This is a genomic window from Larkinella rosea (genome assembly GCF_003858635.1).
Classification (GTDB): Bacteria; Bacteroidota; Bacteroidia; order Cytophagales; family Spirosomataceae; genus Larkinella; species Larkinella rosea.
Genome location: NZ_RQJO01000007.1, coordinates 1,860,111 through 1,872,131 on the forward strand (window position 1 = coordinate 1,860,111; position 12,021 = coordinate 1,872,131).

The 12,021-nt window shown below is 50.8% G+C and carries 8 protein-coding genes; 5 read left to right on the forward strand and 3 right to left on the reverse strand.

Going from position 1 to position 12,021, the window contains the following annotated elements; all coding sequences use genetic code 11:
* Positions 1-8: 8 nt before the first annotated feature.
* The 4 genes from EHT25_RS07750 (at position 9) to EHT25_RS33560 (ending at position 4,821) form a co-directional block, all read left to right on the forward strand.
* Positions 9-521 carry a YybH family protein gene (locus EHT25_RS07750; protein ID WP_124872943.1) on the forward strand — a complete coding sequence of 171 codons (513 nt, stop codon included), beginning with the start codon at positions 9-11 and terminating at the stop codon, positions 519-521.
* 125 nt (positions 522-646) lie between these two features.
* Complete coding sequence (locus tag EHT25_RS07755) at positions 647-1,129, forward strand: YybH family protein (RefSeq protein WP_124872946.1); 483 nt, start codon at positions 647-649, stop codon at positions 1,127-1,129.
* Positions 1,130-1,214: 85 nt separating this feature from the next.
* Complete coding sequence (locus EHT25_RS07760) at positions 1,215-4,412, forward strand: histidine kinase dimerization/phosphoacceptor domain -containing protein (protein WP_124872949.1); 3,198 nt, start codon at positions 1,215-1,217, stop codon at positions 4,410-4,412.
* A gap of 19 nt (positions 4,413-4,431) precedes the next feature.
* Positions 4,432-4,821: a hypothetical protein gene (locus tag EHT25_RS33560; RefSeq protein WP_229311463.1), complete on the forward strand. Its 390-nt coding sequence runs from the start codon at positions 4,432-4,434 to the stop codon at positions 4,819-4,821.
* A 221-nt stretch (positions 4,822-5,042) separates the two neighbouring features.
* Here the strand turns inward: EHT25_RS33560 and EHT25_RS07775 are convergent, their stop codons facing one another.
* The 3 genes from EHT25_RS07775 to EHT25_RS07785 form a co-directional block, all read right to left on the reverse strand.
* Complete coding sequence (locus EHT25_RS07775; protein ID WP_229311464.1) at positions 5,043-7,358, reverse strand: hypothetical protein; 2,316 nt, start codon at positions 7,356-7,358, stop codon at positions 5,043-5,045.
* Positions 7,359-8,001: 643 nt separating this feature from the next.
* Positions 8,002-8,277 carry a hypothetical protein gene (locus EHT25_RS07780; RefSeq protein WP_124872951.1) on the reverse strand — a complete coding sequence of 92 codons (276 nt, stop codon included), beginning with the start codon at positions 8,275-8,277 and terminating at the stop codon, positions 8,002-8,004.
* Between the two features lie 64 nt (positions 8,278-8,341).
* Positions 8,342-11,374: a glycosyltransferase family 117 protein gene (locus tag EHT25_RS07785; RefSeq protein ID WP_124872953.1), complete on the reverse strand. Its 3,033-nt coding sequence runs from the start codon at positions 11,372-11,374 to the stop codon at positions 8,342-8,344.
* 271 nt (positions 11,375-11,645) lie between these two features.
* Here EHT25_RS07785 and EHT25_RS07790 point away from each other — a divergent pair, with 271 nt between their 5' ends.
* The gene (locus EHT25_RS07790) at positions 11,646-11,936 is read left to right on the forward strand and encodes a hypothetical protein (RefSeq protein ID WP_124872956.1); all 291 of its coding nucleotides are present in this window, start codon (positions 11,646-11,648) and stop codon (positions 11,934-11,936) included.
* Positions 11,937-12,021: the final 85 nt, after the last annotated feature.

Sequence of the window (12,021 nt, forward strand, 5' to 3'; positions counted from 1 at the left end):
TCAAACCAATGAAAACCAATCCATTTACCCGAATCCTGGCCATTGTTGCCATAATGTCTGTCGGTGTTACCAGTTGCAACACGCCCGCCCAAAAACAGGAAACTGCAACCGAGCAGGTAGCTGCTAAACCCGATATGACCGCTATCAAAACGGAAATACAAGCCATCGAAACCGAATGGGCCAGCGCCACAACCGCTAAGGACATCGACAAAATAATGGCACTCTACGCAGACGATGCCATAGAAATGGCCGATGATGAACCCATGTGCGTGGGAAAGGATGCTATCCGGCAGGTGTTGCTCAAAAGTATGAAAGCGCGCAAGGCCGGGACTACGGTTTCCTACGAGACGATGGACGTGTACGGCGATGGCAACCTAGTGACCGAAGTCGGGAAGACAACGGTTAAAGACGCGTCTGGCAACGTAGTGAGCACTGGCAAATACATGGGCATTTTTGAAAAACGCGACGGAAAATTCATCTGCATCCGCGATATCAACAACGAGGATCAGAAGGACAAGTGAGGTGAGGCCGGGTTTCTAAAGGTATTGGGTAGCCCGGTGTGCAATACGATCGACACCCAGCCTATGACGCTGAATAAGCCTACAACGGCTACTCGTTTCCCAATCCGTTTAAACCTACTTTAATCATGACAGCCAAATCCTCTACACGAATCAGGGCCGCCTTTGCGGTCCTGCTCCTGTTTGCCGCCGGTTGCAACGTGCCTGCAACGGAAAAACCCGCCACGGCCGAAGAATTGTCTCAGATGAACCGGGATTTTGCTGCGGCACTCAATGCCAGAGACGCGGTGGCGGCTGCGAATTGCTATGCGGATGATGCAACGTTGTATCCGCCCAATGAGCCCGCCGTTACGGGCCGGGCAAACATTCTTAACTACTGGAAGGGTGCTATTGACGCGGGGGCCACCAATGTATCCGTCAAAACGATTGCTACGGGCAGTGAGGGTGACTTGGGGTGGGAAACGGGTCAGTTCCAGATGGATATAAAAACGCCCGACGGGAAAGTCGTTGTCGATAAAGGCCGATACACCGAACTGCTCAAACGCAATACAGACGGGAAGTGGGTATCTACAATGGGTATGTGGAATGCCGATGCACCACCTGCTCCTTGACGGAACGACATCCTGATTAAGCCGAATCGTCTATAACGCTCTATTTTTTGTATCTTGTTCGCTACTGAATACGGGTTGTCCCAACATGGGTAAATGCATCGTTCAAAGGTGGCTCATCGTCCTGTTATGCCTGCTCTCAATCGCTGGACAGGCACAATCGACGGTGCTTTATTTCAACGAACCGCCCAAAGAGACGCTGGGTCGAAACCGGAACCAACTGGTTATCAATAAATTCTTTAACGACCGTGAGGATTTTCTCTGGTTCGTCAGCGGCAATGGCCTAAACCGGTACGACGGCCACGAGATCGTATCGATCCGCTCCAATCCCGTTGATCTGAATTCCTTATCCTCGTCACGTGCGATCGATATGATCCAGGATGAGCAGGGCAACTTTTGGATCACCACCCGCGACGGTGGCCTGAATGCCTATAATCCGCAAACCGGAAAGATCGCCCATTTTCATCATGTGCCTACCAACAAAGCCAGTCTATCGTCCGATAAACTCCGGTTCCTGCAACGCGATGAGTCGGGTCAGATCTGGATCGGGAGCGATTTGGGTATGAACCAGTTCGACCCAAAAACAGGCCGTACCGTTCGTTTTTTGCCCAAACCCGGCGAGGTAGGGCAGTTACAGGGCAACCCCCTGTCGCCCATTGTGATCGAATCAGACCGGATTTATGTCAGCACCACCGTCGGCTTCGAATACTATAACCGGACTAGTAAACAATGGCATTGCTTTCCGGCGGTAGACAAAAAGGGTGTGTCTGTTCCCAACTTCATCGTTGGTCTGAATGCTCCCAATAGCCTCTGTAAAGATCATCGGGGCTTGCTCTGGATGGGTGTTCCCAACCAAACCGGGCTTCAGGTGTTCAATCCAAAAACTGGGCAGATCACCTCGTTCGACAAGCACACGGCCGACGGGAAACCGATTACGTTTCCGAAAGTAATTCTGGAAGATCGGTCGGGGCGGCTCTGGCTCTGTTGCGAGGACGACATTTTTCGAATTTCGGCCGATCGGACCGTGGTAGAGCACTGTATCCCGATGGCCGTCGAAAATCAGGAACCGCTATCGGGCTTGGTGACGCTTTACGAAGATCGGCAGGGGTTGATCTGGCTGGAGCGTATAAGTGACAAGAATCCGCTCTTTTTCGATGCCCGCCAGGAACGTTACCCTAACCTGAAAATGCCGCAATTGGGCAAGGTCAAGCCGCTGGCTAACGATCTATTTCCTGACGCGAACGGCCTGATCTGGATCAGTACCGATCTGGGGCTGATTCGTCACGATCCCAGCGGGGGCCATCCAGGCGGGGACGATACAAGGTTTGTGCTGAAGCTACCCAACGTTTATTCCAGTATCCCCCTGTCCGATCATCACCTGCTGCTTATTTCGGAAGATGAGGGTTTGTTTATTTTCGACAAAAAAACGGGTCGTGCCCTCCCTGTCCGGTTCCATAAAGCGGGGATTAAATCGATCCAAGCCCCCATCTTTACGGTTCTAGACCAGGACGGCGACTTGTGGATCTCGACCTGGGGCTATGGGCTTTTCCGTATTCCGAAGGGTAGTTTGTCCGTAAAAACGGGCCTTGTGAGCGTCTATGAGCAATGGAAAAATGACCCTGCCAACCCCAACAGCCTGCTGTCGAATCTACTGCAAAAAATTGCCGTCGATGCTCAGAATACCGTCTGGGTGTGCGGAGCCGCCAACGGGCTTTGCCGGGTAAACAAACACACCCGTCGCGTACAACGGTTTATGCTCCGGCAAGGCGACCCGCATGGGCTGGCCAGCAACTACACCTACGCACCATTGGTTGATAAGCAGGGCGATGTGTGGGTAACGAGTGGGTATAGTGCTCCTTTACAGCGGCTGTCGGTCAAAACGGGGAAGTTCAAAAAATATGGCATTGCCAACGGGTTTACAGATGATTATTTTGCCCATGCCACGCTGGACGGAACTGGCAAAATCTGGTTCAATCAGAATCAGGTAGTTTCCAGTATCGATCCCATAACGGAGCGAGTAACCACGTTTCCGCAGTTTGTGGGTACATCGGTCTTTAGTACGCCAATTGCCGCACAGCCCCTCACAGGCGAGATTTATTTTAGTTGCCAAAACAACCTTCGACGGTTTAGGCCAGCCTTGATTCAGAACGCCCCCCGAACGCCGTCGCCCCTGCGGCTGGTGGCGGTATCTTATTTCGATGCCGACGAGACAGAAACCATGAAGCCGCTACCCGAAAATCGCTGGCGAGCCAATGAACTGGCGTTGTCGTATCGGGAAAACACGCTTGAACTCAAATTTGCACTTCTGGATTACCGCAGCATCACCGGTCGGGAATATGTCTACGCCCTGACCGGGGTGGATGAGGAACCTCAGTGGGTAAGCATCGGCCTGAAAAATACCGTCGATTTTGCCCAGATGAAGCCAGGTACCTACCTGTTCCACCTGAAAGCCCGCAACAGCGACGGGATTTGGACTAAACTGGCAAAACCCCTGCGTATTAACATCACCCCGCCCTGGTGGCAAAGCCCCTGGGCGTATGTTGCTTATACACTGCTGCTGTTGCTCGGTTTTTGGTACCTGATGAAGGCCCGGCTGCGCGAACAGGCTCGCGAACTGGCCCTGCAGGAAGCCGTAATTATTAAACAGCAGCGCGACGAGATTGCCCAAAAAAATGCTCAAAACGAACTCCTGTTGAAGGAAATTCATCACCGGGTCAAGAATAATCTGGGAGTGGTTTCGGGTTTATTGGCGTTGCAGTCGGCTAAAGTCACCGACCCCAACGTACTGGAAGCTATTCAGGCCAGTCAGAGCCGGGTACAGAGCATGGGTATTATCCACCAGAAACTGTATCAGGGCAAGCAATTAGGGGCTATTGAAATGCGTGATTATTTTAACAACCTGAGCGAAAGCATCCTCCATTCGTTCGATGCCACTGACCGCATTACCATTGATTGTTCGATGCCCGAACTGGTACTGGATATTGACACCGCGGTTTCCGTAGGACTGCTAACGAACGAGTTACTGACCAACTCGCTTAAATATGCGTTTGTCGGCAGGGACAGCGGCACCATACGCCTGAGTCTGACGCGGACGGACAACGGTTCATTGCTGCTGCAAGTGGCCGACAATGGGATCGGCAAGCCGCCCGCGAAAGCCGTCAAAGAAACGGGCTTCGGTACCCAGTTGGTGGACTTGCTCACCCGCCAGCTCGATGGTATTCTGACCTACGAAAACCAGAACGGAACGCTGGTTACACTCCACTTCAACAGATCGGCCACTATCTGAATCCAGCCAAATCCAGATCTTGTCCTGGATTGTTTGGTCAGCTGACCAGCCGGATCGGTTTTTGGTTATAAACCGACACCCGCCCGGTACGTACTTTCACCTCAACCTGCTGTTCGTCATCAAAGGCTCTGATGTCGAAACTCGTCCCCAGGACCTGGGTCACCAGCTCGTTGGCGTAGACATAGAACGTTTTTTTGGGATTGGGCGCAATTTAAAAAAAGGCTTCTCCACTCAAAAAGGTTTCCCGCGATTGGGCCCTAAAATGAGCCGGGTAGCTAAACCGGCTATTCTTTTTCAGGTAAACGACGCTACCATCTTCCAGCCTGATTTCCAGGGGCGTATCATTTCGATTGATCTTTTCTATCAGCGTATTTTTTTCGGACGCCTTCGTGACGAGCGCGTCAATTGAACTTTCCGATGCCAGAGGTATGTAAACAGGTCCAGTACAGTTTAGGTCTAACCAGTTGAATGGTGCAAATTAAATAAAAATGATATAAAATATGATTTTATCAGCTCATTACCCTGTTTTTTGGTTGGACAGTTCGACAGCTATTGCACAAGCTTAACGGTTGGAAAGGGCGCAAAGAATGCGGTTGGTTTTCTACTCCTTGAGAAGTCATTCAAAGCGATTCATCCGTTTTTAAAAAGAGCCTTTTTTAAATCCGGTAGCCAGTTGTCGAGCAAGTCACGGCAATTAATGACTTTTTCGGCCAGATCGTTACAGACATAGAAATAATGATTGGAAGCCTCAAAACCCAATCGGCTGTCCTGGGCTTGTAACAGGACCATCTGTTTGGCCAGTTGAATCTCTTTTTTTAGTATGTTTTCCAGTGCCGCCAGCTTCTCTTCCCGATCTATCTTCGGTAAATCTCCCGCAGCCAACTGGTCTCGAAGCTGGATGAATCTGGCCTGGAGCGCAATACTGCCATAGTGGATAGCTACGGTTTCGGCAACACGGCATTCACCAGCCAGCATCTGTTTTTGCGGATTCGTTAATCGAAGCGCCGAGGTTTCTTTTTTTAGTATTTTTAGTGCCTGTGTAAAACCGGTGGCCACCTTTTCAAGCTGGTTTATGAAAACGTCAGTTGGATAACTACTCTGCCAGCTTTTCAGGTCGTCATACGCTAATCCCACCATACTTGCCTTGTAGCCCGTTGGTTCCGGCCAGAGCAAATTGGCCGGCCCCACTTGCAGAGGGGCATTATATACGACGCCAACGTGGTAAGGGAATTCGGTAAACGCCCGGCTAAACTGACGCCAGGCTTCGGTTACGGCCCGGGCTGCCAATCCAAATCGTCGTTTCGCCACCTTCTGCATGGCTTCCAGCGGTTCGATGGTGGAACTGCTTCCCATTTCGGCAACCACTTCCAGATTAGGCGACGGATAACCGCCCAGGGTCCAGCCGAGCATCAGGCCTTCAACACCGGCATTGCGCAGGTTTTTGGCATGCGTGGCCACGTTTTCGATCGCCGGGATATACGGTACGGCCGCGATTTCCCAGGTGTTGCCCGCCTGAATTTTGGCAATGGTTTTCAGACCGTTCTGGCGGGCAATCGCCCAATGGCGGGAAGCCCGTGGACCTGGGCCAATGGAGGAAATGGAATACTCGCCAACAACATTTTTGATCCCGCCCCGCTCGATGGGGAGTTCCCATTCGCTCACGCTCATCAGCGCGGCTTCTTTCGGTAGCCGGGGTATAATTTCTTCCGCAAACCCGGTTTTCCAGCCCCAATCCCAGACAATTAACTGCGGTTTGCTGGTAGCGTTTTTGGAAACTATCCCCCGCTGAATGCCGGTCATGTAAATTCCATTTAACTCGGCGATCACCTCGGCGGGGCTGCGTTTTGAGCAGCGTGGACAGCCATCACCTTTCCCATGCGACCAGCAATTGGTATAATTCTCTGAAGCCGTTATCGAGAAAAAACCGGCTAGCTCCGGAATGCGATTGACAATCAAGGCGATCGAATCGGTCAGATATTGCTGAACCTGCGGATGAGAGGTACACAGCGCAGCCTGTTGACCGATCGTTACGCCTTTTAATTCCGGATTTTTGTCAAAAAATGCCAAGGGCAAAAACCGGGGTTCATTCAGGTACAGGTAAATACCAATACCGTGTTGACGGGCTTTTTTGACCAGCTTACCCAAATTTTCCAATCGTTGTTCCCACTGTTCGCTCAGGGCCTGATCCCAGGGAAACGGGGTGATCTTGGAAAGAACAATGTGCATCCAGGTGCCGTCCATGCCTGCCGTCGCCATTTGCTCGAGATAACCTTCGGGATACGGATCGATGCCCGGTTCCAGCAAGGGGTCGCCAAACAACGCGAAATAGGCATACCCAAACCGGGGCGACATCCCCGACGAAGCAGGTAGTGTCATCTTTTCGGGTGGTTTGGACAGGTCTTTGACAAACTGAAACAGCGGTTCCTGATGGGTTGGAAAACCGCCCGAAAATTCTTCCCGGATCCACCGAGCCAGTTGCTTTTCCCGGACTTTCGTTTCCGTTGGAGCTTCCGTGAACTTGATGGGATGGCATTCCGGTTTGATGCTGCCCAGCTTGATATAAAAGAAGTCGTCTTCCTGAAGCGTGAAGGTCAGTTTTTCGTCGGTCCAGTCGAGAAGGGTCAGAAGCTGCTCGCGGGGTAACAGGTGCCAGTTCCGGCGAATGAGGGTCAGATAACTCCGTTTGAGCTGGTCGGCCGAAACCGGTTGAATCGGTGGGAGTTCCATTGCCGATGCTAACCGACGTACTTCGTTCGGGTTTGTTTCCAGGACCAACGCCAGTCGTTCGATTGGGACCAGATTCCAATTTCGCCAGATAAATGCGTGTAAGGGAGAAGGGAAGTGCCGGAAGAAAACCGGTGGTTTCGTTGGTCCAGGTAAAACCGGAAGCAAAGCCCAGGCCGGATTGACTACCGCATAGGCGGTTACAAAAGAAGCGGTAGTCAAAAATCGTCTTCTCGACAAGAATATAGAACGTTCAGTCATGGAAATCTGGTGCTGTTTTGACAACCGGAAGCAGGGCCCAACCGGTCGATGATATTCCTACAGCGGGTTAGTAACAGGCGTTACCCGCTGTAGTCCAATCCAGGAAAAGCAAAAATACCTACAAGGATTGTATGTTGCTTTTACTGGTCGGGCGATTTATGATACTATTTTTCGGAAAATCGAAATAAGTATGGGGTTTCAATAGAAATTTTGATTTTCGGTGAGTTTTCCACAATTCCTATCCGGTCAAACCTGGAAAACCGGTCTTGTTTTTCAGTTATATTCCGACATTAGTAGGATCGTTGGGCATTTTATTACCGCCCATTCTCAAGAGGTAAGCGACTAATCTGGCCCCAAACAACGGCTTTAGGTAGCATCGTATAAGCACAAGAAAAACAGGCTATTATTTATTCTGGAATCCAAAAAAGCGCAGCTATTGCATTGGAAAGCTGTCATCCAGGATCGAATGATGGAAAGCTGTTGTGGATTACACCATTTTCGCCCGACCCGTTCAAGTGCTCACAAAACACTTGATCGACATAAACTCTAATGATTAATACCGCCAAAAAGAAAGCCCGGCTGGAAGGTCGGACTTTCTTTTTGGCTATTTTTTCGGCTTGCTCAAATCAGGTGGAGTCAGTTTCTCCAGCGGAATCTGGCGATACCGCTGCTTTGATCCGGAGTTGGGCATTGGAATGACGCTGCTTTCATCCGGTTTGTAAACCGGCATGTTCGACTTGAACGACGGTTTTGCGTTCGGCATGACATGCTTTTCGCTCAATTCCGCCCCCCCTGGAATTTCCGTCAACCCTTTCGGTAAACGGGTAGTATCCAGTGGAGAATGAAGGGTTATTGCTAAACAACACATGATCGTTACCATACGAATGATTGATTAGAAGTTTAGCCTTCTTCTGCCCGAAGTGCCGGGCAGAAGAAGTAAGTAGTTAACCTAACGCATTCAAATGTTTCTGAAAAATGGCGTCGTATTTCTTCGCCAGTGCTTCATTTTTCGTTTCCCGGAACGCATTGACAATGGTTTGTAAATTGTACAGATCGAAGTTGGCGTCGTTGCTGCCACCACCGGTCTTCTTGATGTAGGTCAAACTTTGATCCGCCCGAGTAGCCACCACATCGGCAATTTGCTGAGCGGTTTTGACGTCTCCCACTTCCAGCAGAATCCGGATGTAATTGGTTGAAATCTGGTCATACGGAATCGCTTTGTCAGGAATTACCTGCAGCGACCGGTTCAGCACTTCTTTAACCTGGGCGTTTTTCCCTTCGCGCATCAGCTGATCCGCCAACCGCAGGAATGCAATCCGGGCCGAAATAACCGGTGAACCCCGATACGTATCGTCATAATATGAGTTTGGATTATCCATTTCCCGCCAGAAGGTTTTCTTCATCATGTTGGTGTACATAATGTCGGAATTTACAAAACCGTCGGTCGCACTCGCCACCTGCAAAGGCATCAGGCGGTAGGCATACCCTTCCAGTTGCATGTGGTCTTTCAGGTTCAGGTAATTCGACTGCCCCAGCGTGGTCGAGAAGTAGATCGGCCGCTTCCAGTTGTTGGTCGCAATGATGTCGAGCATCACCAGATCCGGTTTGTAAATATCCTGTTTACCGTAATTCCAGACAACGGTGTCTTTCATCATCGGCAACAGTTTGGCGGGCACAAAACCGAGGCTCTGCACCTCTGCTTTGTTTACGGGCAGGAAGAACGTCGGCGACGGCAGAATGTTGGTCATTTCGCCGGTGGTCAGCGGCACCTGAATCGCCTGGTTATTCTGTTTCACCAACCCAATGTATTCTTTCAGGTTGATCCCGTTTTTCACTGCCGGAATTTCGTAGAACGGAATAACGTCGTTTTTCCCTTTGTTGAACTGCGCAAATTCCAGCGAAATCGGCAACGCTTCGGATTCGTACGTCTTGCGTTTCATCTGCTGGATGTACCATTCGGTACCCAGCAGACTCAGGTTACAAACGCGTACATCGGTCCGGAAGCCTTCCACTTCCTGCGCATACCACAAGGGGAAGGTGTCGTTATCCCCACCGACAAACAAAATGGCGTTCGGCGCGCAGGAATTCAGCAGGTTTTTGGCAAAATCGACGGAGTGGTACCGGTTCGACCGGTCGTGGTTATCCCAGCTTTTAGCGCCCATCATCACCGGCACCAGCAGGCACAGGCCAACCACCAGCCCGGCGCGCATCTTTTCATTTTTCAGGTAAGCCGCCAAACCGTCGATGAGGGCCACTACGCCCAGACCAACCCACATGGCAAAGAAATAGAACGATCCTACGTAAATATAATCCCGTTCGCGCGGTTCGGAAGGGGGCGAATTCAGGAAGATTTGCAGGGCAATACCGGTGAAGAAAAACAACATGCCGACAATGAGCAGATCCTTGGGTCGACGGAAATATTGAATAACAATTCCGAATAACCCCAGCAGGAACGGCAGCATGAAGAAATTATCGCGGGCTTTGTTGTCTTTGATCAGGTCGGGAATACCGTCGTCGCTCGTCCAGGGCAACAGATAACCCGAACCTTCCTGATCTCCCGCCCGTCCGGCAAAATTCCACATCAGATACCGCCAGTACATGTGCCCCAACTGGTATTGAAAGAAGAATTGCAGGTTATCCGCCATCGTTACCTTTCGCGTCGGCTGCCCCTGCGCATCGAGCGGAATGTTCAGCATTTGTGAATACAACTGCGGATGGTTCGGCTGATTGCTGTAAATCCGGGGAAACAGCATCTGTTTGTCGTTATCGTAAACGTATTCCGGCGCATAATCGAACACCACGTATTTGCCATCCCGTTTTTCGTACTGCGGTGAACCCTTCTTCTGATCAACAGGGCGGGAAAAGAACAATGGGCCGTAGCTCAGCGACCGGCTTCCGTATTGTTCGCGTTTCAGGTACGACACAAAATTGACGACGTCGCTCGGGTTATTTTCGTTAATCGGCGTATTGAAATCGGAACGGATCAGAACCTGAATGTACGACGCGTATCCGATCAGCACAAAGGCCAGCCCCAATAAGGCCGTATTGACGATTGGGCGGTTTTTGCGGGCCGACCAGATAATTCCGTACACCAATGCCCCAATGAAAACAATCGTGAAGATAACGATGCCCGATGCATAGGGCAGTCCGAAGGTGTTTACAAAAAACCGCTCAACGGCAAAAGCCGCAGTTGGTAAACCCGGGATAATACCCGCATTGATAATACCCAATATCACCATCCCAACGCCAAAGGCGACGATTCCGCCCCACAACGTTACCTTGGGCTGTTTCTTGAAATAATAGATCAGCGCCATCGCCGGCAGCGTCACCAGGTTGAGCAAGTGAACACCGATGGACAACCCGATCAGATAGGCAATGAAAAGCAGCCAACGGTTGGCGGCCGCTTCGTCATCAATCAATTCCCAGCGGAAAGCCGCCCAGACCACAATGGCCGTAAAAAACGACGATACGCCATATACTTCCGCTTCAACCGCCGAAAACCAGAACGTATCCGAGAACGTATAGACCAGCGCGCTAACGGCCCCCGCTCCAATGACTGTCCAGGTCTCAGCCTGCGTCAATTCGGCGAATTGTTTGTTAATCAGCTTCCGGGCCAGCATGGTAACGGTCCAGAACAGGAACAGGATGGAGAACGCACTGGCCAGCACCGACATCATGTTGATCCAATAGGCCACCTGCGTAACGTCGCCCATCGCCAGCAAAGAGAAAATCCGTCCGGACAACAGGAAAAACGGCGCACCCGGTGGGTGAGGCACCTGAAGTTTGTAGGCGCAGGCAATAAATTCGCCACAATCCCAGAAACTGGCGGTTCGCTCCACTGTTGACGCATACGTGAACAGGGCGATCGCAAAAAGCACCCAGCCTGTTACGTTATTAAGTCGATTATAGGAAAAACCGGATGCCGGGGAGGGCGTCTCAGAACTTACTCTAGATTCTGTTCCTTTGATGGTTTGCATTGGGGTAACAGGTATATTTTCCCCAAAATTAGCAAAATAACCCCGCTTATTGCCCGTCGGACCCGTTAAAGTTTGTTAAAGCGGTTGCGGGGCCCTTCTGCCACTTATGGCCGGTTCCCGCAACTTATCAACCAAAAGCCACCAGTTATTCATTCTGGCTGGGCTATTTCCGGGATTATACGGTATTTCAAGTCGTTATTTAACGGCAGGAATGGCAATCGGTTCCGTAAGCGGTCCTGTCAAAGCGTTCACCGACCAACCCAATACTCGTATGAAATCTCTTTTCAGAATTGGTATCGCGATTGATTGCATAGCTGTCCTGTATGGTATTTATGATGCGCTGGCCGGAACGTTTTTATGGCCTGAAGTATATGCAGGTAAAGGACTACTCGTGATTGCTCTTTGCGGAACGTTGGTGGCTTTGGCCATTTACCTGAAAACCCGCGACCAGGTTTCGTTGTCCACGGTAACATCCCGTCTTCCGGCTTTTCCACTCCTGGGCTTCGGTCTGATGATGCTCCTGATTGCCGCTTCCAACCGGCTGAGTACGGGAGAAAAATAACGGCAAGAGTTATTTCGCGGAGGTAAGCGGAGAAAAAAGGAGGTAAGCGGAGAGAATTAATTCTACCTCCGCTTACCTCCTTTTT

Coding starts and splice junctions, on each gene's coding strand:
- EHT25_RS07750 (WP_124872943.1), top strand. CDS start 9: ATGAAAACCAATCCATTTACCCGAATCCTGGCCATTGTTGCCATAATG.
- EHT25_RS07755 (WP_124872946.1), top strand. CDS start 647: ATGACAGCCAAATCCTCTACACGAATCAGGGCCGCCTTTGCGGTCCTG.
- EHT25_RS07760 (WP_124872949.1), top strand. CDS start 1,215: ATGGGTAAATGCATCGTTCAAAGGTGGCTCATCGTCCTGTTATGCCTG.
- EHT25_RS07780 (WP_124872951.1), bottom strand. CDS start 8,277: ATGGTAACGATCATGTGTTGTTTAGCAATAACCCTTCATTCTCCACTG.
- EHT25_RS07785 (WP_124872953.1), bottom strand. CDS start 11,374: ATGCAAACCATCAAAGGAACAGAATCTAGAGTAAGTTCTGAGACGCCC.
- EHT25_RS07790 (WP_124872956.1), top strand. CDS start 11,646: ATGAAATCTCTTTTCAGAATTGGTATCGCGATTGATTGCATAGCTGTC.